This is a genomic window from Halomonas sp. PGE1, assembly GCF_013000985.1.
Classification (GTDB): domain Bacteria; phylum Pseudomonadota; class Gammaproteobacteria; order Pseudomonadales; family Halomonadaceae; genus Halomonas; species Halomonas alkalicola.
In genome coordinates this window covers 2,381,661-2,401,974 of record NZ_CP053032.1, presented here as the reverse complement: position 1 = coordinate 2,401,974, position 20,314 = coordinate 2,381,661, and the positions used below count along the sequence as shown (strand labels likewise).

The window sequence follows — 20,314 nt, the reverse complement described above, 5'->3', positions numbered from 1 at the left end:
GCGGTGCTGTCATGCTCCTGCGGTCAGGCGCTGTGGTTACGGCAGGGCCGGTATCTCGAGGGCGGGCATCTCGCCGGTCAGGGTGTGCAGGAAGGCGGTGATGTCGGCGATGGTCTGCTCCTCGAACTCGCGACCCAACATCTCGCTGCCCATGATGGCCACGGCCTCCTCCAGGGTCTCGGTGGCGCCGTTGTTCATGTAGGGGTAGGTCACGCCCACATTGCGCAGGGTCGGGGTGCGGAAGCGGTACATGTCCGCCTCGTTGCCGGTGACCTCGTAGCGGCCCACGTCGGTAGAGCCCGGCACCTGGATGCGGTGGAAGTTGCTGTCGGTCAGCGCCGGGCCGCTGTGGCAGGCGATGCAGCCGTTGTCCACGAAGGCCACCATGCCGTCCTTCTCCTGCTGGTTCAGGGCGCCGATGTCGCCGCGCAGGTAGCGGTCGAAGGGGGAGTTCGGGGTGTTCAGGGTGCGCTGGAAGCTGGCGAGTGCCTGGGCCAGGTTGTCGGCGTTGATCGGATCATCGTCGCCCGGGAAGGCTTCGGCGAACTTCTCCTGGTAGAGGTCAAACTCGGTCAGACGCTCCAGGGCGCTGTCCAGGTCCATGGCCATCTCGACGTCGGCCTCGATGGGGCCGAGGGCCTGGCCTTCCAGATCGGGCTCGCGGCCATCCCAGAACTGGGAGCCCAGGAAGCCGGAGTTCAGCACGGTGGGGGTGTTGCGCTCACCGATCTGGCCGTCATGGCCGGTGGCGCGGGGAATGCGGTCCGCCCAGCCCAGCGCCGGGTTGTGGCAGGTGGCACAGCTGATCACGCCGCTGGAGGAGATCCGCGGCTCGAAGAACAGGAACTTGCCGAGCTCGACCTTCTCCGGAGTCAGTGAGTTAGCGGCCGGAATCGGCGGGAAGTGGGGCAGCGGTTCGAAGCGGTTGCGGTAGTCGCCGAGACCGTCGTCGGCCATGGCCGGTGCGGCGATGGCGATAGCGGAGCCCATGGCGATGGCCGAGGCCAGCAGGCGTTGTTTGATCATGGTCGTTCCCCTCGTGGTGATGAGCCGGGTCAGTCGCATTGGCTAACTTGCGCTTAACCTTCTGTAGGCACAGTGCGTTACTGCATCTCGCTAATCAACCCAGTAAAACCGTCGGAAAACGACCAACCTTGAGCCACGTCAAGTTTTGACAATGGTTCACCTTGCTGGCTGGACGCCTCCCGGCTTTTTCGGGAAGCTGTGAGCTTTCTCGACCCTGCGGAGGAGGTCACCGGCCATGACCCGCTATCGCTATCCCGCCATTCCCGAGTCCGAGGTGACGCCCCGCGAGCTCTTCGAGCGGAGGCGCCGCTTTCTCAAGGGCACGCTCCGGGGCGGGGCGGCCCTGGGCGCGGCCGCCCTGGCCCCGGGGTTGCTGTTCTCGCCTGCCGCCCACGCCTGGCGCGAGGGACTCGAAGCGCGCCTCGAGGGAGAGCTGCCGAGCCAGGCGCTCGCCGGCGATGAGTCGCTGACCGAGTTCCGCGACGCCACCACCTACAACAACTTCTACGAGTTCGGCACCCGCAAGAGCGACCCGGAGGTCTACGCCCACCGGCTTGTCACCGATCCCTGGTCGGTCACCATCGAGGGCGAGGTGGAGAAGCCCGGCACCTTCGCCCTGGAGGATATCCTCGCCGACCAGAAGCTGGAGGAGCGCATCTACCGGCTGCGCTGCGTGGAGGCCTGGTCCATGGTAATTCCCTGGATCGGCTTCCCGCTGGCCGAGCTGCTCAAGCGCCATGCGCCCACCTCGCGGGCGAAGTACGTGGTCTTCGAGTCGATCCTCGACCCCGACAACCTGCGCGGTCAGCGCCGCTCCATCATCGAGTGGCCCTACCGGGAGGCGCTGCGCATCGACGAGGCGATGCACCCGCTGACGCTGATGGCGGTGGGCATGTACGGCGAGGTGATGCCCAACCAGAACGGTGCGCCGATCCGGCTGGTGGTGCCTTGGAAGTACGGCTTCAAGAGCATCAAGTCGGTGGTGAAGATACGCCTGGTGGAGGAGCAGCCCACCACCTCCTGGATCGACCAGAACCCGGAAGAGTACGGCTTCTACGCCAATGTGAATCCCGAGGTGGACCATCCACGCTGGTCCCAGGCCCGCGAACGGCGCATCGGCGAGAGCGGTCGTCGAGAGACGCTGATGTTCAACGGTTACGCCGACGAGGTCGCCGAGCTCTACGCCGGCATGGACCTGAACAAGTACTTCTGACTCCAGGGAAACCCGATGCTGGATGCGTCACAGCGAATCCTCGCCTTCCGCCTGCTGGTGCTGGCCGCCGGTACCTTGCCCGCGGTGTGGCTGGCCTGGCAGTGGTTCTTCGGCGACCTGGGGGCGGTGCCCGCCGAGGCGGTGGTCCACTTCACCGGCCGCACCGGCCTGACCCTGCTGGTGGCGACCATCGCCTTCAGCCCGGCCTTTCGCTTCACCGGCTGGATCGGCTTCATGATCGCCCGCCGGCAGATCGGCCTGTGGGCCTTCGTCTGGCTGGTGGCTCACATGCTGGCCTGGATGGGCCTCGACCAGTACTGGGACTGGCCCTGGATCCGTCGCGAGATGGTAGAGCTGCCCTACATCCGTTATGGCGCCGCGGCGCTGTTGCTGCTGGTACCGCTGGCGCTCACCTCCTTCCGCTACACGCAGAAGGCCATGGGCTACACTGCCTGGCACTGGCTCCACCGCCTGGTCTATGTGTCCGCGGCCCTGGGGGTGGTGCACCTGTGGGTCCTTACCCGCGCCGACTACCTGATGGCCACGAGCTTCGCGGTCGCCGTGGCGGCCCTGGCGCTGTTCCGGGTGGTGGATGCGTTGATCGGGAGACGATCACAATGAACAGTCATAGTCGCTGGGGAGTGGGGCTTTGCTCGGTGCTGATGCTGTCCGGGGCCGCCTTCGCCGAGAAGAACGACGAGGCGATGATCGACCTGGCCTGGGAGAGCGGCTGCTTCAACTGCCACGACCTGGACAAGCCCCTGCGGGGGCCGGCCTGGCGCGACGTGGCCGAGCGCTATCGGGACGACGACGAGGCGCTCTCGCGTCTGGTAGTCACGGTGCGCGACGGCGGCAGCGGCAACTGGGGCGAGGAGCGCATGACCCCCAACCGCCGCGTCGCCGAGGAGGAGATCGAGCGCCTGGTGAGCTGGCTGCTCAGCCTCGACGCCCGCGAGGACTAGGAGCCCCGCCTCGACCCCGCCGGGAGCGGGAGCGGGGGCGAGGCCACGGCCTGTCGTGTGTCGGCCTAGTGGGTCGTGGCGAGCATCACCACGCTCAGCGCCGCCGAGATCCACATGGCGGGGCGGATCGCCTGCATCCGGCCGGTGAACACTTTGATCAGCACGAAGCTGAGGAAGCCGAAGGCGATCCCCAGGGTGATCGAGTAGGTCAGCGGCATCAGGATGATCGCCAGGAAGGCCGGGAAGGCCTCGTCATAGCGATTCCAGTCGATCTTGCCGATGGGCGAGAGCATGAAGAGCCCCACCAGCACCAGGGCCGGCGCCGTGGCGATGCTCGGCACCAGCGAGAGCAGCGGCGAGAGGAACAGGAAGGGCAGGAAGAGCAGGGCGATCACCACCGCCACCAGCCCCGTGCGCCCGCCCTGGGCCACGCCCGCGCCGGATTCGATGAAGGTCTGGGCCGCACTGGTGCCCAGCGGTGCGGCGATCATCGAGGCGAAGGCGTCCACCGTCATGGAGCGCTTGAGGTTGCGGGGGTTGCCGTCCTTGTCCTTGAGGTCCGCCGACTCCGACAGCGCCATGAAGCAGGAGAGCGCATCGAAGAAGTTGGTGAAGAGCATCACGAAGATGAAGGGCAGGTAGGCGACCTTGAGGGCGCCCCAGATGTCCACCTGCATCACCGCGCTGAAGTCGGGCCAGGCGGCCAGCCCGCTCCACTCCACCATCACCTCGCCGCCCCACAGGCGCCCCATGGGCGTGGCCAGCAGGGTGGTGAGCGCGATCCCCAGGATCAGGGCGCCGTTGAAGCGCAGGATCACCAGGATAGCGGTGGCCATCATGCCCAGGAAGAAGATCCCCAGCGCCGGGTCGAAGCTGCCGAGTGTGACTAGGGTGGCGTCGCTGCCGACGATGAAGCCGGCGTTCTTCAGGCCGATGAAGGTGATGAAGAGTCCGATGCCGCAGGTGATGGCATAGCGCAGCGAGGGCGGAATCGCCTCGATGATCGCCTTTCGCACGTTGAACATGGCCAGGATCGCGAACATCACGCCTGACCAGAACACGCAGCCCAGCGCCACCTCCCACGAGAGCCCCGCACCCTGCACCAGGGTGTAGGTGAACAGGGCGTTCATGCCCATGCCGGGGGCCACCAGGATGGGGTTGCGGGCATAGAGCCCCATGGCCAGGCTGCTCATGAAGCTGATCAGGACCGTGGCCGAGAGGGCGGCGGAGAAGGGAATGCCGGCGTCGGAGAGGATCGCCGGGTTGACCACGATGATGTACATCGAGGCAAGGAAGGTGGCCATGCCGGCCAGCACCTCGGTGCGCAGGGTGGAGCCGCGGCGGCTGACCCCGAAGTAGCGGTCGAGCCAGTGTCCTTCCGTTGACGATGTCGGCTTGAGTGACTCGCCTGACAGGGAGGCATTGTTGGTGTCCATGGGAACCCCGTTGTTGTTGTGGGTTTCTGACCATATGGTCAACTATGGGCCGCAGTTGGCCCTCTGGCGATGGCCCTCCATGCGCGGAGGGCCGTCGTGTCAGGTGCGTTTCGTGTGGTGATGGTGAATGGGCGGCACGCCCGCTCAGGAGCGGTGGTGCTGCAGGCGCCCTCCGGCCCAGGTCTCGGCCACGCTGCGATCATCGCCCAGCATCATCAGCGCGAAGAGCGTCTCGCCGAGCGTGCGGCAGCGCGCGGTGCGCCGCGCCAGCAGCGGCGTCGCCGCGGGGTCGAGCACCACGAAGTCGGCGTCCATGCCCGGCGCCAGGCGGCCGATGCGATCGCTCAAGGAGAGGGCCCGGGCGTTGCCGAGGGTCAGGCCATGGAAGCCCTGCCAGGCGGTGAGGGGCTGGCCGCGCAGCTGGCCGACCTGGTAGGCGGCCTTCAGGGTGGCAAGCCCCGAGAGGTCGGTGCCGCCGCCCACGTCGCTGGCGAAGGTCACGCCCAGCCCCATCTCCCGGGCCGCCTGGCGGTCGAAGAGGCCGCTGCCGAGGAAGAGGTTGGAGCTGGGACAGAAGGCGAGGTTGGCGCCGCGCTCGGCCAGGCGTGCGCGCATCTCCTGGTCCAGGTGGATGCCGTGGGCGAAGGTGCTGCGCGGCCCCACCAGGCCCGATTCCTCGTAGACCGCGAGGTAGTCGCGGCTGCCGGGGAAGAGCTCCGCCACCCAGTCCAGCTCGCCGGTGTTCTCGGCCAGGTGGGTCTGCAGCCAGAGGCTCGGGTCGTTTCTCAGGATGGCGCCGGTGGCGTCGAGCTGGGCCCGGGTGGAGGTGGGCGCGAAGCGCGGGGTGAGGCTGTAGCCGAGCCGCCCCTTGCCGTGCCAGTCGCCGATCAGTCGCTCGCTGTCGCGGATGCCGCCCAGGGTGTCGTCGGTGAGGCCTTCGGGAGCGTGGCGGTCCATCAGCACCTTGCCGGCCAGCATGCAGAGCCCGCGCCGCTGGCTCGCCGCGAAGAAGGCGTCCACCGAGACCGGGTGGCTCGAGCAGAACACCTGGGCGGTGGTGGTGCCGACCCTGAGCATCTCGTCGAGGAAGGCCTCGGAGAGGGCGTCTGCGTGCTCGCGGCTGGCGAACTGTTGCTCCTCCGGGAAGGTGTAGTCGTTGAGCCAGTCGAGCAGCTGGCGCCCGTAGGAGGCCATGATCTCAAGCTGCACGTAGTGGACGTGGCTGTCGATGAAGCCGGGAGTGATCAGCTTGCCGCGGTGATCGATCACCTCGAGGCCCGGGGGCAGGTCGGGGGCCAGGGTGGCGTAGTCGCCGATGGCCCGGATCCGACCGTTCTCGATCCACAGGGCACCATCACGATGGTGGGTGACGCTGCCCGGGGCGGGGGTGTCCTCGTCGCCGGGGTCGGCATCGAAGCTCAGCAGTTCGGCGCGCAGCAGGCGCGAGTCATTCGTGGTCATTATGGTCGAGCTCATCAATTTGGTGTCACCGGGGCTGATCCGGCGACAGGCCGCCGAGGAGGCGCTGTGAATACTTCCCTGTACGCTACCGATTCCTTCCCTGGAATCGGACCTCCTCTTCGGCCCGTCCCCGGCGCCCTAGGTTACGGTATTGGTATTGAAGACTGCTCTGAGCAGGGCGGGATCCAGGCCGCGCTGGTCGGGGCGTTCGGCGCTGGCCGTCAGCGGCAAGAGCTCGGCGAGGGTGGCAAGCGCAATGGCGTAGGGGGTCTTGTCGCCCCCGGTGCCACCCGCCGCCATGCCGATGGGGCAGCGCACCCGGGCAAGCGTCGCCTCGTCGTGACCGGCCTTGCCCAGCCGCGAGCGAAAGCTGGCCCACTTGCTGGTCGAGCCGATCAAACCGAGGGAGGCGACGTCGCCACGGGCGAGCAGAGCATCCACCAGGGCGAGATCCTCGGCGTGGTCGTGGGTCAGCACCAGGGCATGGGCGCCGGGCGGCAGCGCCGCCACGGCGGCGGCCGGGTTGGGGGCGTGGCGGCAGGCGAGCCGCGGCTGCTCAGCCGCCCAGTCGGGGAAGATCGCCTCCCGGCTGTCGTGCCACCGCACCTGCCAGGGCAGCGGGGCGGCCAGGCGCACGAGCTCGGTCCCCACGTGGCCGGCACCGAACAGCGCCAGGGTGGTGGCGCTGCCCGGGAAGACCTCGACCAGCACGTTGACGAAGCCGCCGCAGCACTGGCCGCTGCGCCCGCCCAGGGCGAAGGCCTCGAGGCTAAGTCCGCCCTCGGCACTGCCATCCTTCCCGGCGAGCCGCGCCCTGGCGGCCTCGATCACCTGGTACTCGAAGGTGCCGCCGCCGAGGGTGTCGAAGACGGCATCCAGGGTGATCACCATCCGCGCCCCGGGCTCCCGGGGCGTGGAGCCGGCGCTGGTCACCTGGGTGGCCAGGGCGTGGGGAGCGCCGTCGCGCTGCAGGCGATGCAGGGCAGCGTGCCAGCTCTCGGTACGCCTTTCGCTCGCCGGGGGCGTGCTCTGCGGGGCCACGGTCACTGCCCCCCGAAGGCCGGCGGCCAGTCGCTGTGGCGTGAACGCAGCGCCTCGGCGGCCAGCAGCACCCGTTCCGGCGTGGCCGGGGTGTCGAGCCGCGGGGCTTCGCGGTAGTCGGCGAGGCTCGCCAGGGCGTCACGCAGCGCCGACCATACCGAGATGCCCAGCATGAAGGGCGGCTCGCCCACCGCCTTGGAGCGGTAGATGCTGGCCATGGAGTTGGGATGTCCCTCCATCAGCGCGACGTTGAATACCGGGGGCAGGTCGCCGTAGGTGGGGATCTTGTAGGTGGCCGGCCCGTCGGAGATCAGCCGGCCGGCGTCGTTCCACTTGAGTTCCTCGCTGGTCAGCCAGCCCATGCCCTGGATGAAGCCGCCCTCCACCTGGCCGATATCGATGGCCGGGTTCAGGGAGTCGCCCACGTCGTGCAGGATGTCGACCCGGTTCACCTGGTACTCGCCGCTCAGGGTGTCGACGCTCACCTCGGCCACGGCGGCCCCGAAGGCGTAGTAGTAGAAGGGGCGCCCCTGGCCGGTGCCGCGGTCGTAGTGAATCAGCGGCGTGGCATAGAAGCCCTTTTCGGAGAGCGAGACGCGGCCCAGATAGGCCGTCTGCACCAGCTCGCCCCAGGGGATGCGCCGTTCGCTCTCGCCGGTGCCTGCTACCAGATGGCCGGCCTCCAGGCGCATCGCCTCGCGGTCGAGTGCATAGTGCTCGGCGGCGAAGTCGAAGAGCCGCGCCTTGAGCGTCAGGCAGGCGTCGCGGGCGGCCATGCCGTTGAGGTCCGCGCCGCTCGAGGCGGCGGTGGGGGAGGTGTTGGGCACCTTGTCGGTGCGGGTGGCGGTGATGCGGACGCTGTCGAGGTCCAGCGCCAGCTCCCGGGCCACCACCTGGCAGATCTTGGTATGCAGCCCCTGGCCCATCTCGGTGCCGCCGTGGTTGATCTGCACGCTGCCGTCGGTATAGACGTGGAGCAGGGCGCCGGCCTGGTTGAGGTGCTTGGCGGTAAAGGAGATGCCGAACTTCACCGGGGTCAGTGCCAGGCCGCGCTTGATCACGGGGCTGCCCGCGTTGAAGGCCGTGATGGCCTCGCGCCGTGCCCAGTAGTCGCTGCTCGCCTCCAGGCGCTCGATCAGCTCGTGCAGCAGGCCGACCTGCTCAACGGTCTGGCCGTAATGTGTCACGTCGCGGGGGGTGACATCACCAGGGGTGCCGTCGCTGGCGTGGCGGTAGAGATTGCGCTTGCGCACGGTGAGCGGGTCCTCTCCCACCCGGCGGGCGATATCGTCCATGGCCGCCTCGATCACCATCATCCCCTGGGGGCCGCCGAAGCCGCGGAAGGCGGTGTTGGAGGCGGTATGGGTGCGGGCGCGATGACCGGTCACCCGGGCCGCGCCCAGGGAGTAGGCGTTGTCGGCGTGGAACATGGCGCGGTCGACGATGGCATCCGACAAGTCCGGCGAGTAGCCGCAGTCGCCGATCACGGTGATCTCGCCGCCCTGAATCACGCCCTTGTCATCTACGCCCAGCCGGTAGCGGTTGTGGAAGGGGTGGCGCTTGCCGGTGACCCGCATGTCGTCACCGCGGGGCAGGCGCAGCCTGGCCGCGCGGCCGGTGCGCCGAGCGATCAGCGCGGCGATGCAGGCCCAGGGCGAGGCCTGGGTCTCCTTGCCGCCGAAGCCGCCGCCCATGCGTCTCACCTCCACGGTCACCGCATGGAAGGGTATGCCCAGCACTTCGGCCACCAGCTTCTGGGTCTCGCTCGGGTGCTGGTTGGAGGTGTGGACCACCACCCCCTCGTCCTCGGTGGGCGTGACCAGGCAGGCCTGGCCCTCGAGATAGAAGTGCTCCTGGCCGCCCACGAACTGTTCGCCCTCGAAGACCTGGCTGGCGCCTCCCAGCGCCGCCTCCCAGTCGCCGCGCTGCTGGATGTGGGTGGGCCTCACGAACTCGCCGCGCTCGGCGGCGACCACCGCATCGAGACTCGCCGGCCGCTCGTCGATTGTGACCAGGCCGGCATCGAAGGCCGCCTTCACCGCCTCCCGGGCGGCGCGGTGGCTCTCGGCGGCCACGGCGAAGAGCACCTGGCCTGCGTAGCTGATCTCGTCCTCGACGAAGATCGGGTCGCCGGGAAAGACCGGCCCGATATCGGTGTGGCCGGGCACCTCCTCGATGCCGACCACGTCCACCACCCCGGGCAGCGCCCGGACCTTGTCGAGGGCCACGCCGGTCAGCCGGCCGTGGGCCACCGGCGAAAGCGCCAGGGCCACGTGCAGGCAGTCCGCTGCTACCTTGAGGTCGTCGATATAGGCGGCGCGGCCGGTGACGTGCTTCACCGCGCTCTCGTGGGCCTGGGAGTGGCCGGCGCTGCCGGGGAGAAGAGTGTCGCGAGCCAGCGGGCTCGCCCCCTGGATGCGGTTGTCGAGCTTCCGCCGCGCCTCGGCGGAGTCGGTGCCGACGTCGGCGTCATCTTTCATCTTGGTCGGCGTGGTTCCGGGCGCCTTATCCGGCGCGGCGCCGGGCGCTTTATTGAGCTTAGTGAGCGTACGCATGGAGCATCACCTCCCGGTCAGAGTGGGCTTGCTGCTGCGCGATGACAAGGCGCAGCCGCTCCAGCAGGTTGGCGGCTGAAAGCGAGCGGTAGTAGGCGCTGCCGCGCACGTCGCTCATCGGTGAGAACGCCTGCCCCAGGGCGGCGCGAGCCGCCTGGAAGCTGGCCACCGTGGGTGGCTGACCCTCCAGCGCCGCCTCGGCGGCGGCGGCCCGCTTCGGTATGGCCGCCATGCCGCCGAAGGCGAGGCGCACCTCGCGCAGCACCCCGTCCTCCAGGCGCCAGGAGAAGGCGCCCAGCACCGCCGAGATATCATCCTCTCGACGCTTGGACAGCTTCCACACCTTGAGGTGTCGCCCCGGTTCGGGGCGCGGCAGGAAGATAGCGCGGATCACCTCGCCCTTGTCCTTGAGCAGGGCGGTCTGCTTGTAGTCCAGGAAGAAGTCGTCGAGGGGTAGCTCCCTTTCACCGTCCGGCCCTGCGAGCCGAAGTCGCGACCCCAGCGCCAGCAGCACCGGCGGGGTGTCGCCGATGGGCGAGGCGTTGGCGATGTTGCCTCCCAGGGTGCCGCGGTTGCGCACCTGGGCGGAGCCCAGGCGATGCAGCAGGTGGGCGAAGGCGGGGTAGTGCGCCTCGAGCAGCGGTTCGAGGCGGGCATAGCTCACGGCACCGCCGATCCACCAGCCTTCGCGGCCATCCGCCAGGGTGGCCTCCTCGATGGCGGTGAGCTCGGCCACCCGGGTCACATCCACCAGACGCTCGAACCGGCGCAGGCGCTGGGTCACCTCCAGCCAGAGGTCGGTGCCGCCGGCGACGATGGGCGCCTCGGGGTGGCGGCGACGCTCCTCGACCAGCTCGGCCAGGGTGGTGGGCTGCACGAAGGCGCTATCGGCCGAGGGTTCCTGGATGGGTGCGGTGGCATCCACGGCGAGATCCAGCCACTCGGGGCGCGCGTAAGGATGCTCCCCCATGGAGAGTGCCGCGTCGCGGATCGGGCGATAGCCGGTGCATCGGCAGAGGTTGCCTCCCAGCGCCGCTTCGAGCCGCTCGGGGGTCAGCGGAGCGGGCCTCTGCTGCTGCTCCTCGTGCAGGGTGAAGAGCGACATCACGATGCCTGGAGTGCAGAAGCCGCACTGGCTGGCGTGACAGTCGACCATGGCGGCCTGGGCGGGATGGAGAGCCTCGCCTCGTGCGAGCCCCTCCACGGTGACCAGCGAGCGGCCCTTGAGCTGATGGGCGGGGGTGATACAGGCGTTGGCGCTGTGATAGCGCACCCGGCCGTCGGGGCCGGCCTCGCCGATGGCCACGGTGCAGGCGCCGCAGTCGCCGGAGGCGCAGCCCTCCTTGGTGCCGGTCTGGCCGAGGGGGTCGCGCAGAAGCTCGAGCACACTGGTATCGGGCGTGGCCTCGCACCGGCGGGGCTGCCCGTTGAGCAGGAAGTCGATCATGACATTGTCTCTGTTATTGATCGCTGGGGGCGTACCCCGGTCGTCACCGACCATCAGGGAAGTCGGCATGTTGACCATATGGTCAGGTTATATTCAGCATGGCCAACGATGGCCGACTTTGCAAGCCAATCGCTCGCGACCTTCACCTCATGTCGCCATCCCGAGGCGGCCGGCAATTGCATGCACCGCCGCGGTGCGGCACTCTCGGCACAGACCAATGGCACAGGGAACGGGTAGATGACAGAAGTCGCGAGTCCGGCGGCGATACGCCGTGCGCGGGAGAGAGGCGAGGCCGGGGGCGCGACCCGCGAGCGCAACGAGCGCGAGATCCTCGCCGCGGCGGAGAAGATCTTCGCCGCCCACGGCTATCGCGGCGCCAGCGTCCAGGCCATCGCGGAGGCGGCGGGGCTGCCCAAGTCCAACGTGCTCTACTACATGGGCAGCAAGCGTGGGCTCTACGTGCGCCTGCTGGAGCGGATGATGGCGCGCTGGAACGCGCTGCTGGACGATATCTCGGTGGACGATGATCCCGCCGAGGTGCTGGAGGCCTTCATCCGCAGCAAGATGGCGCTTTCCCGGCGCCACCCGGAGGGCTCACGGCTGTTCGCCGCCGAGATCCTTGCCGGGGCTCCCTTCCTGCAGGAGTACCTGAGCGGCGAGCTGCGCGCCTGGGTGGAGGAGCGCGGGGCGATCTTCCGCCAGTGGGCCGAGCGCGGCCTGATGGATCCGGTGGAACCGGTCTGGCTGATATTCCTGATCTGGTCCGCCACCCAGCACTACGCCGACTTCGAGGCCCAGGTGCTGGGTATCACCGGCAAGGGTGAGCTCAGCGACGCCGATGTCGAGCAGATCACCGCCTTCCTCACCCGAGTCATCTTGAAGGGGTGCGGGGTGAGACCGCCCGGGATCGGGGCATGATAGAGTGTTGTCAGGCGTATGTTGAATAGGTGAAGCCATGAATACGGCCAAGGATGATGTACGGCAACTGCTCGAGTCCCTTCCCGAGGACTGTACAATGGAAGATATCCAGTACCATCTCTACGTCGTAGAAAAGGTACACAGAGGCAGTCAGCGTGCTGAGACCGAGGGGACTCTCAGCCAAGAACAGGTCGAGCGGAAGCTGGCAAAGTGGCTCGACCGCTAGCCTGGTCACCAGAAGCGCTCGAGGATCTGGAACTCATCGCCGAGTATATCGAGCGAGATTCTGCCTTCTATGCACGGGCTGTCGTGACCAAGTTGGTGGATACGGCTCGGGCGCTAGGTGAGTTTCCTGAGCTGGGCAGAGTCGTGCCCGAACTTGGTGAGGCGAATATTCGTGAGCGCTTTGTCTATAGCTACCGCCTGATTTATCGCGTGGAGGCTGAGCGCATCCTGATTCTGGCCGTCATGCATGGGCGTCGTCTGTTGGAAAATACAGAGCGCTTCCCTCTATAGGCGTCAAGCCTCCTTCGGCAGCGCCAGGCTGATCAGCACGGTGGTCGCGAGCAGGGCGCTGGAGACCCAAAGGGTGGCGACGAGGCCACCGGCGAGGTAGAGCCAGCCTGACAGCAGGGTGCCGATCAGCCGCCCCATGGCGTTGGCCATGTAGTAGAAGCCCACGTCCAGCGAGACCCCGTCCGAGCGGGCCATGCGCACGATCAGGAAGCTGTGCAGGCTGGAGTTCACCGCGAACACTACGCCGAACAGCATCAACCCCCCGAGCAGCACCAGCTGCGGCTGCGCCGCCAGGAGCTGTCCTTCAAGACCCAGGGCGATCAGCGCCGGCAGGGCGGTAAGCGCCGAGGCCCAGGCGATGGCGGCACCGCGACCCGCCGTGCCCCCGGTGATCCTGGGGGCGACCGCCTGCACCGCTCCGTAGCCGATCACCCAGAGCGCCAGGAAGCCCCCCACCCGCCAGCTGTCCCAGCCGAACTGGGTGGCCAGGAAGACCGGTAGGGCCACCACGAACCAGACGTCCCGTGCGCCGAACAGGCACATTCGTGCCGCCGACAGGATATTGATGGCGCGGCTCTTGGAGAGCATCTCGCGAAACTTCGGCTTGGCCTTGGCCCGGCCCAGATCGCCGTCGAGGCGCGCAAGCGACAGCGCCAGCACCCCGGCCAGCATCACCGCCATGGCGAGTATCGCCCCCTGGAAGCCGATCAGGGTCAGCAGCAGGCCCCCCAGGAAGAAGCCCACGCCCTTGAGCGCGTTCTTGGAGCCGGTGAGCAGCGCCACCCAGCGGTAGAGGGACTGATGCCCGGCGTCGCCGGCCGGCACCAGGGTCTTGATGGCGCTCTTGGCGCTCATCTTGTTGAGGTCCTTGGCGATGCCCGAAAGCGCCTGGGCGGCCATCACCCAGGGCACCGAGAGCCAGGCCACCGGCACCAGCAGCATGGAAAGCGCCAACACCTGCAGGCCGAGGCCCAGGTTCATGGTGCGGTTGAGCCCGAGGCGCGCCCCCAGCCAGCCTCCCACCAGGTTGGTCACTACCCCGAAGAACTCGTAGAAGAGAAACAGCAGCGCCACCTCGAGTGCCGAGTAGCCCAGCTGGTGGAAGTAGAGCACCACCAGCATGCGCAGGGCGCCGTCGGTGAGGGTGAAGGCCCAGTAGTTGCCGGTGACCAGCAGGTACTGGCGGATCTCCCGGGGCAGGGCGGCGACGCGGGCGATCATGAGTCGGCCTTGCCTACCTTGGCGGCCAGCTCCGCGGTGCGGCAGGCGTAGCCGTACTCGTTGTCGTACCAGGCGTAGAGCTTCACCTGGGTGCCGGCCACCACCATGGTGGAGAGGGCATCGACGATGGAGCTGCGCGGGTCGGTGCGATAGTCGATGGAGACCAGCGGGCGCTCCTCATAGCCGAGGATGCCGGCGAGCTCGCCCTCGGCGGCCTCCTTCAGCAGGGCGTTGACCTCCTCCTCGGTGGTCTCGCGGGCGACCTCGAAGACCATATCGGTGAGCGAAGCGTTGGCGAGCGGCACGCGCACGGCGTGGCCGTTCAGCTTGCCGGTCAGCTCGGGGAAGATGGCGGTGATCGCCTTCGCGGAGCCTGTGGTCGTCGGGATCAGGCTCATGCCGCAGGCCCGGGAGCGACGGAGATCAGGCTTTTGTGGAGAGCTGGGGGCATCCAGAATCGTCTGGGTGTTGGTGATGTCGTGGATGGTGGTCATGGAGCCGTGGCGGATGCCGAGCGTCTCGTGGATCACCTTGACCACCGGCGCCAGGCAGTTGGTGGTGCAGCTCGCCGCGGTGACGATGCGATGCCGGGCCGGGTCGAACAGATGGTCGTTGACCCCCACCACCAGGTTGAGCACGCCCTCGTCCTTTACCGGGGCGCTCACCACCACCCGCTTGACCCCCTGCTCCAGGTAGGCCTGGAGCTTGTCGGTGGTCTTCATCTTGCCCGAGGCCTCGATCACCACGTCGCAGCCGGTCCAGTCGGTGGCCTCGATCTCGCGGTTGGCAGTGAAGGCGATGCGCCGGCCGGCCACCGTCAGGGCGCCGTCGTCCGCCGTGATATCATCGCCGCCGCCCGTCCACTGGCCGTGCACCGAGTCGAACTGCAGCAGGTGGGCGAAGGTGGCAGCGTCGCCGCCCGGGTCGTTGATCTGCACGAACTCGAGGTCCGGGTTCGTCCAGCCGGCGCGCAGGGCCAGGCGGCCGATGCGGCCGAAACCGTTGATGCCGATGCGTATCGCCATGGGAAGGCTCCTTGGGTATCAGGGGAAGTGGAGAGCGAGCATATATGGCGAATCGTATATGAATTCAGGTGACAGTTCGATGACAGCCGGCCTGCCCATCGAGGCCCGGCTCGACGCTATCCAGGCCGCCCTGGCGGCACACTCGCGCGCACTGCTGGTGGCCGAGCCCGGCGCCGGCAAGACCACGCGGGTGCCCCTGGCGCTGCTCGAGGCCCCCTGGGCCCGCGAGGGCCGGCTGCTGCTGCTGGAGCCAAGGCGGGTGGCGGCGCGGCTTGCCGCCGGCTTTATGGCGGAAAGCCTGGGGGAAAGCGTAGGCGAGACGGTGGGCTACCGGATGCGCGGCGAGAGCCGGGTCGGCCCGCACACCCGCCTGGAGGTGGTGACCCAGGGCGTGCTGACCCGCATGCTCCAGGAGGACCCGCTGCTGGAGGGGGTAGCCGGCATCCTCTTCGACGAGTTCCACGAGCGCAGCCTGGAGGCCGACCTCGGCCTGGCGCTGGCCCTGGACGCCCAGTCGGTGCGCGACGATCTGCGCCTCCTGGTGATGTCGGCGACCCTGGACGTCGAGGCCCTGCTCGGCGTGCTGGGCGAGGGCACCCCGGTGATCGACTGCCCGGGGCGCACCTTTCCCGTTGCGACTCGCTACCGCGCCCTCAACGCCCGGGAGGAGACCGCGCCCCAGCAGGCCCGGGCGCTGCTCGACGCCATGGGGCAGCAGGAGGGCGACGCCCTGGTGATCCTCCCCGGGGTGGCGGAGATCCGTCGCCTGGCCCGGGAGCTATCGAGCCGGTCGCCCGAGCTTGCCGTCATGGAGCTCCACGGCCGCCTGCCGCTCGAGGTTCAGCGCCGGGCTCTGCGCCCCGACCCTTCCGGGCAGCGGCGGGTGGTACTCGCCACCGCCATCGCCGAGTCCAGCGTCACCGTGGACGGCGTGCGCCTGGTGGTGGACGCCGGCCAGGAGCGGGTGCCGGTGTTCCAGCCGCGAAGCGGCCTGACCCGCCTGGAGACGCGCCGCGTCAACCGCGCCAGTGCCGACCAGCGCCGAGGCCGCGCCGGCCGCCAGGGCCCCGGTCTCTGCCTGCGGCTCTGGGCCGAGGAGCAGCCGCTCGTTCCCCACGGCGAGCCTGAGGTGCGCCAGGCCGACCTTGCCCCGCTCGCCTTCGAACTGGCGCGCTGGGGCGTGACCGACCCGGGTAGCCTCGCCTGGGTGACCGCGCCCCCAGCTGGGGCACTTTCCGCCGGCCGCGAGCTGCTCGGGCGCCTGGGGCTGCTGGATGCCGAGCACCACCTCTCCGAGCTGGGTCGCCGGGCCGCCCGCTGGCCCACCCATCCGCGTCTCGCGGCCATGCTGGAGCGCGCCCGAGCGCTCGACGCGCTGCCGCTGGCCTGCGCCCTGGTCGCGCTGCTCGAAGGGCGCGGCCTGGACGACGAGCGTGACCTCGAGCAGGCCCTGCAGGCACGGCTCAAGGCGCCGAGGGAGCACCGCCAGTGGCAGCGGGACGCCGAGCGGCTGGCCCGTATCGCCCAGGTGAGCCTCAAGGTGGCAGGCCTGGCCCCGCTCGGTGAGCTGCTGGCGCTGGCCTATCCGGAGCGCATCGCCCAGCGCCTGGATGCCCCGGGCCGCTTTCGCCTGGCCGGCGGGGGCCTGGCGACCCTGCCCGATCACCACCCCCTGGCCCACGCCGCGCTGCTGGTGGCGGTGGAGCTGGACGGCGAGGCGAGCGGGGCGCGGATCTTTCGCGCCGTGGGGCTCTCTCAAAAGCGGATGGAGGCGCTCTATCCCGAGTGTGGCGAGTGGCGGGCGAGCCTGGCGTGGTCCGACGCCGAAGGCCGCCTGATCGGCGAGCAGGTGCGCGGCCTGGGCGCGGTGGTGCTGGAGCGAAGGCCCCTGGCCAAGCCGCCGGCCGAGGCGGTCAGGGCGGCGCTGATCGAGGCGCTGCGCCGCCGGGGGCTCCCCCGGGATGACGTCCTGACTCAGTTACAGGGGAGGGTGGCGCTTCTGCGCCGCACCTTCGACTCTGATGAGCAGGCAGCCTGGCCCGACTGGTCCGACGAGGCACTGCTCGCGAGCCTTGAGGCGTGGCTCGCGCCGCACCTCGATGGCATCACCCGGCTCGACGCCGTGGAGCGCCTGCCCCTGGCGCGCCTGCTGCTCGATACCCTCGACTGGCCGCTTCGCGCCCGCCTGGACGAACTGGCCCCGGAGCGGCTCCCGGTGCCCAGCGGCGCCAGCCACCGGGTGGACTATGCGCCCTGTCTCGAGGGCAAACCGCCGGTGCTGGCGGTGAAGCTGCAGGAGTGCTTCGGCTGGCAGGCCTCGCCCAGGGTCGCCGACGGCCGCGAGCCGGTGCTGCTGCACCTGCTCTCCCCGGCGCGCCGCCCGCTGCAGGTCACCGCGGACCTGGCGAGCTTCTGGGCGGGCGGCTACCCGGAGGTACGCAAGGAGATGCGCGGCCGCTACCCCAAGCACCCCTGGCCGGAGGACCCCACGACTGCCGAGCCCACCGCCCGGACCAAGCGGCGAAGCTGATCCTGGCATACCAGGCGCCGAGGACCCCGCGGCACCAGGGCCGCCGAGGCCACCGCCCGCACCAAGCGCAAGTAGCGCCATCAGGAGGACTTCAGCCCCGTACGGTCGTGGCTGCCGTGATTGGCGGCCGGCTGACCGTTGACGCCCCGGGCGCGCAGCACCCGCTTTTCGAGTTCCACGATCAGGTAGATGGCCAGGCTGCCGGCGACGATCACGCCCCAGTGGCCGAGGCCGAGCCCTTCGTTGGCAAAGATCAGCTGCATGAAGGGCAGGTAGGTCCAGGCCAGCTGCAGCGCCACGATAGTGCCGATGGAGCCCCACACCGGGCGGCTGCCGAAGATCCCCGCGAAGGAGAGGGTGCTGCGCAGCAGGTAGCGACTGTTGATCAGGTAGGCGGCGCTGCCCATCACCAGCATGTTGACCGCGCCGGTGCGGGCGAGCTCCACGCTGCCGCCCTGGGCCTGGATCCAGCTGAACATGCCGAAGACGCCCGCCAGCAGCAGCAGCGAGACGAACACCACCCGCCACAGCAGGAAGAGGTCGAGCAGGGAGGCGTCGGGATCCCGGGGCTGGCGGGTCATGATGTCCTTCTCGGCGTGCTCGAAGGCCAGCGCCAGGCCCAGGGTCACCGCCACCACCATGTTGACCCACAGCGCCTGGAGCGGGGTCACCGGCAGGGTGGAGCCGGCCAGCACGGCGAGCATGATGGCGAGGCCCTGGGCGCCGTTGGTGGGCAGGATGAAGGTGATGGTCTTGCGGATGTTGTCGTAGACCTTGCGGCCCTCGCGGATGGCGCCGACGATGGTGGCGAAGTTGTCGTCGGCCAGCACCATCTCGGCGGCCTCCTTGGCGGCCTCGGTGCCCTGGATGCCCATGGCCACGCCCACATCGGCACGCTTCAGGGCCGGGCCGTCGTTGACGCCGTCGCCGGTCATGGCGCAGATGCCGCCGCGGGCCTGCATCGCCTGCACCAGGCGCAGCTTGTGCTCCGGCGCGGCGCGGGCGAAGACGTCCACCTCCAGGATCACCTCCTCGAGTTCGGCATCGGACATCGCCTCGATCTCGCGGCCGGTGATAGCGCGCTCGGTGTGGGCGAAGCCCAGCTGCCTGGCGATGGCGAGTGCCGTCACCGCATGGTCGCCGGTGATCATCACCGGGCGGATGCCGGCGGCCAGGCACTCCTTGACCGCCTCGATGGCCTCGTCCCGCGGCGGGTCGAGCAGCCCCACCAGGCCCAGCAGCACCAGCTCCTCCTCGGCGTGCTCGTCGGCCAGTTCATGGATGTCGCGGACCCGCTTCTCTGCCAGCGCCAGCACGCGCAGGCCCCGGGATGAGAGGTCGTTGATGCGCTCCTCCCAGAGGCCGACGTCGAGCTCGATGTCGTTGCCGTCGTCGCGCACCCTGTGGCACATCTCGAGCAGGCGGTCCGGCGCGCCCTTGACCAGCAGCAGCTGTTCGCCCTCCAGCTTGTGCAGGGTGGCCATGTACTTGCGCTCGGACTCGAAGGGGATGGCGTCGTGGCGGTCGTGCTTGCCGCGCAGCTCCTCGGTGGTCAGCCCCGCCTTGGCGGCGGCGACCACCAGGGCCCCTTCGGTGGGGTCGCCGTGGATCTTCCAGCGGCCCTGCTCCTCGCCCAGTTCGGCGTCGTTGCAGAGCACTCCCACCTTGAGGAAGTGGCGCAGGGCGTGGTCGTCGTCCAGGTTCAGCGCCGCTTCCTCGGCCTCGCCGTCATGCACGCGGTGGAAGCTCCCCTCCGGGGCGAAGCCTATCCCTTCGATGCGCACCTCCCCGGACGGTAGCCAGATGGCCTGGGCGGTCATCTCGTTGCGGGTCAGGGTGCCGGTCTTGTCGGAGAAGATGGTGGAGATGGAGCCCAGGGTTTCCACCGCCGGCAGGCGGCGGATGATGGCGTTCTTCTTCGCCATGGTCTGCACGCCGAGCGCCAGACCGATGGTGACGATGGCGGGCATCCCCTCGGGGATCGCCGCCACGGCGAGGCCCACCGCCGCCATGAACATGTCGCCCAGGGGCTGAGCGTGAACCAGCACCCCGAAGGTGCCGGTGAGCACCGCCGCGGCGAGGATGAAGAGGGCCAGCACCTGACCGGCGCGGTCGATCTGGCGCAGCAGCGGCGTCTTGAGCTTCTCGACGCCGCGCAGCATCTCGGAGATGCGGCCGATCTCGGTGTTGGCGGCGGTCTCCACCACCAGGCCCCGGGCGTTGCCCTGGACCACGATGGTGCTGGCATAGGCCATGCCGGTGCGATCGCCGAGGTCCGCATCCTCGGCCGTTGCCTCGGTGCTCTTGTCCACCGGGGTGGATTCACCGGTCAGCGAGGCCTCCTCGGTGCGAAAGCGCCTCGCCTCCAGCAGGCGCAGGTCCGCCGGCACACGGTCGCCGCTCTCTACCAGCACGATGTCGCCGGGCACCAGCTCCTCGGCGGGGATGGTCTGGCGCTTGCCGCCGCGCAGCACCTTGGCCTGGGGGGAGAGCATCTGGCGGATGCTCTCCAGGGCCTGCTCCGCCTTGCCCTCCTGGATGAAGCCGATCAGGGCGATGATCAGCACCACCCCGAAGATCGCGCCTGCATCCAGGGTATGGCCAAGCCCCAGGCTGGCGACGGCCGCCACGATCAGCACCAGCATCAGGATATTGTTGAACTGCTCCAGCAGCCGCTTCCACCAGGGCCGTGCCTCCGCCTGCTTGAGCTCGTTGGGGCCATACTCCTCGAGGCGCCGCTCGGCGTCGCTGGCGGCGAGCCCGTCGGTCGAGCTGTCGAGGCGCTCGAGAACCTCGTCGGCGGCCAGGGCGTGCCAGGCGGTGGTCTCGCTGCGTTTTGGGTCGGTCATCCTCTACCTCCGGCGCTGATGGGCGGCTGCTTGCCATAGCATTAGCATACAGCATGTTGCAGTGCAGTGATCAAGGACAGGTTGACGCGCCAAGTCATTGAGCACAAGGGGGAT

15 protein-coding genes are annotated in these 20,314 nt (G+C 69.0%); 6 read left to right on the top strand and 9 right to left on the bottom strand.

Going from position 1 to position 20,314, the window contains the following annotated elements:
• Window positions 1-36 precede the first annotated feature (36 nt).
• Complete coding sequence (locus HIR79_RS11390; protein ID WP_110070353.1) at window positions 37-1,026, bottom strand: cytochrome-c peroxidase; 990 nt, start codon at window positions 1,024-1,026, stop codon at window positions 37-39.
• Window positions 1,027-1,261: 235 nt separating this feature from the next.
• Between HIR79_RS11390 and msrP the strand changes: the two genes are divergently transcribed.
• Genes msrP through HIR79_RS11375 form a run of 3 tightly spaced genes read left to right on the top strand, consistent with a single transcriptional unit; the run spans window position 1,262 to window position 3,201 of the window.
• Window positions 1,262-2,239 carry a protein-methionine-sulfoxide reductase catalytic subunit MsrP gene (gene msrP, locus HIR79_RS11385; protein ID WP_169958449.1) on the top strand — a complete coding sequence of 326 codons (978 nt, stop codon included), beginning with the start codon at window positions 1,262-1,264 and terminating at the stop codon, window positions 2,237-2,239.
• 15 nt (window positions 2,240-2,254) lie between these two features.
• Entirely contained in the window at window positions 2,255-2,860 is a 606-nt protein-coding gene (gene msrQ, locus HIR79_RS11380; protein WP_169958448.1) for a protein-methionine-sulfoxide reductase heme-binding subunit MsrQ, read from the top strand.
• Window positions 2,857-3,201 (top strand): c-type cytochrome, encoded by a 345-nt coding sequence (locus HIR79_RS11375; RefSeq protein WP_169958447.1) that lies wholly within the window; start codon window positions 2,857-2,859, stop codon window positions 3,199-3,201. Before msrQ ends, HIR79_RS11375 begins: the two co-directional genes overlap by 4 nt.
• A 65-nt stretch (window positions 3,202-3,266) precedes the next feature.
• Here the strand turns inward: HIR79_RS11375 and HIR79_RS11370 are convergent, their stop codons facing one another.
• The 5 genes from HIR79_RS11370 to xdhA form a co-directional block, all read right to left on the bottom strand.
• Window positions 3,267-4,637, bottom strand: coding sequence for an NCS2 family permease (locus HIR79_RS11370; protein ID WP_110068789.1), 1,371 nt, complete (start codon window positions 4,635-4,637; stop codon window positions 3,267-3,269).
• Between the two features lie 144 nt (window positions 4,638-4,781).
• On the bottom strand, window positions 4,782-6,098 hold the full coding sequence (gene guaD / locus HIR79_RS11365) for a guanine deaminase (RefSeq protein ID WP_169958446.1): 1,317 nt from the start codon (window positions 6,096-6,098) through the stop codon (window positions 4,782-4,784).
• Between the two features lie 138 nt (window positions 6,099-6,236).
• Entirely contained in the window at window positions 6,237-7,139 is a 903-nt protein-coding gene (gene xdhC, locus HIR79_RS11360; protein ID WP_169958445.1) for a xanthine dehydrogenase accessory protein XdhC, read from the bottom strand.
• Between the two features lie 2 nt (window positions 7,140-7,141).
• Window positions 7,142-9,619 (bottom strand): xanthine dehydrogenase molybdopterin binding subunit, encoded by a 2,478-nt coding sequence (xdhB, locus tag HIR79_RS11355; RefSeq protein ID WP_249322124.1) that lies wholly within the window; start codon window positions 9,617-9,619, stop codon window positions 7,142-7,144.
• Window positions 9,620-9,677: 58 nt separating this feature from the next.
• Window positions 9,678-11,141 (bottom strand): xanthine dehydrogenase small subunit, encoded by a 1,464-nt coding sequence (xdhA, locus tag HIR79_RS11350; RefSeq protein ID WP_169958443.1) that lies wholly within the window; start codon window positions 11,139-11,141, stop codon window positions 9,678-9,680.
• A 237-nt stretch (window positions 11,142-11,378) separates the two neighbouring features.
• Here xdhA and HIR79_RS11345 point away from each other — a divergent pair, with 237 nt between their 5' ends.
• Both HIR79_RS11345 and HIR79_RS11340 read left to right on the top strand, forming a co-directional pair.
• Window positions 11,379-12,059, top strand: a complete 681-nt coding sequence (locus HIR79_RS11345) for a TetR/AcrR family transcriptional regulator (RefSeq protein ID WP_169958442.1) — start codon at window positions 11,379-11,381, stop codon at window positions 12,057-12,059.
• Window positions 12,060-12,269: 210 nt separating this feature from the next.
• The gene (locus tag HIR79_RS11340) at window positions 12,270-12,575 is read left to right on the top strand and encodes a type II toxin-antitoxin system RelE/ParE family toxin (protein ID WP_169958441.1); all 306 of its coding nucleotides are present in this window, start codon (window positions 12,270-12,272) and stop codon (window positions 12,573-12,575) included.
• A gap of 3 nt (window positions 12,576-12,578) precedes the next feature.
• Here the strand turns inward: HIR79_RS11340 and arsJ are convergent, their stop codons facing one another.
• Both arsJ and HIR79_RS11330 read right to left on the bottom strand, forming a co-directional pair.
• On the bottom strand, window positions 12,579-13,796 hold the full coding sequence (gene arsJ / locus HIR79_RS11335; protein ID WP_211620710.1) for an organoarsenical effux MFS transporter ArsJ: 1,218 nt from the start codon (window positions 13,794-13,796) through the stop codon (window positions 12,579-12,581).
• Window positions 13,793-14,821, bottom strand: a complete 1,029-nt coding sequence (locus tag HIR79_RS11330; protein ID WP_169958440.1) for an ArsJ-associated glyceraldehyde-3-phosphate dehydrogenase — start codon at window positions 14,819-14,821, stop codon at window positions 13,793-13,795. The genes arsJ and HIR79_RS11330 overlap by 4 nt, the downstream gene beginning before the upstream one ends.
• Window positions 14,822-14,900: 79 nt before the next feature.
• On the opposite strand from HIR79_RS11330, the gene hrpB reads away from it, so the two are divergent.
• A complete protein-coding gene (gene hrpB, locus HIR79_RS11325; protein ID WP_249322123.1) occupies window positions 14,901-17,351 on the top strand; it encodes an ATP-dependent helicase HrpB in 2,451 nt (816 codons plus the stop codon).
• 80 nt (window positions 17,352-17,431) lie between these two features.
• Here hrpB and HIR79_RS11320 read toward each other — a convergent pair whose 3' ends face one another.
• A complete protein-coding gene (locus tag HIR79_RS11320) occupies window positions 17,432-20,200 on the bottom strand; it encodes a cation-translocating P-type ATPase (RefSeq protein WP_169958438.1) in 2,769 nt (922 codons plus the stop codon).
• Window positions 20,201-20,314: the final 114 nt, after the last annotated feature.

What these genes read in the sequence shown, in the direction of transcription:
- xdhA (WP_169958443.1), bottom strand. Translation starts at nt 11,141, where the DNA reads ATGATCGACTTCCTGCTCAACGGGCAGCCCCGCCGGTGCGAGGCCACG.
- HIR79_RS11390 (WP_110070353.1), bottom strand. Translation starts at nt 1,026, where the DNA reads ATGATCAAACAACGCCTGCTGGCCTCGGCCATCGCCATGGGCTCCGCT.
- hrpB (WP_249322123.1), top strand. Translation starts at nt 14,901, where the DNA reads ATGACAGCCGGCCTGCCCATCGAGGCCCGGCTCGACGCTATCCAGGCC.
- HIR79_RS11345 (WP_169958442.1), top strand. Translation starts at nt 11,379, where the DNA reads ATGACAGAAGTCGCGAGTCCGGCGGCGATACGCCGTGCGCGGGAGAGA.
- HIR79_RS11330 (WP_169958440.1), bottom strand. Translation starts at nt 14,821, where the DNA reads ATGGCGATACGCATCGGCATCAACGGTTTCGGCCGCATCGGCCGCCTG.
- HIR79_RS11320 (WP_169958438.1), bottom strand. Translation starts at nt 20,200, where the DNA reads ATGACCGACCCAAAACGCAGCGAGACCACCGCCTGGCACGCCCTGGCC.
- msrQ (WP_169958448.1), top strand. Translation starts at nt 2,255, where the DNA reads ATGCTGGATGCGTCACAGCGAATCCTCGCCTTCCGCCTGCTGGTGCTG.
- msrP (WP_169958449.1), top strand. Translation starts at nt 1,262, where the DNA reads ATGACCCGCTATCGCTATCCCGCCATTCCCGAGTCCGAGGTGACGCCC.
- HIR79_RS11370 (WP_110068789.1), bottom strand. Translation starts at nt 4,637, where the DNA reads ATGGACACCAACAATGCCTCCCTGTCAGGCGAGTCACTCAAGCCGACA.
- xdhB (WP_249322124.1), bottom strand. Translation starts at nt 9,619, where the DNA reads ATGAAAGATGACGCCGACGTCGGCACCGACTCCGCCGAGGCGCGGCGG.
- HIR79_RS11375 (WP_169958447.1), top strand. Translation starts at nt 2,857, where the DNA reads ATGAACAGTCATAGTCGCTGGGGAGTGGGGCTTTGCTCGGTGCTGATG.
- arsJ (WP_211620710.1), bottom strand. Translation starts at nt 13,796, where the DNA reads ATGATCGCCCGCGTCGCCGCCCTGCCCCGGGAGATCCGCCAGTACCTG.
- guaD (WP_169958446.1), bottom strand. Translation starts at nt 6,098, where the DNA reads ATGACCACGAATGACTCGCGCCTGCTGCGCGCCGAACTGCTGAGCTTC.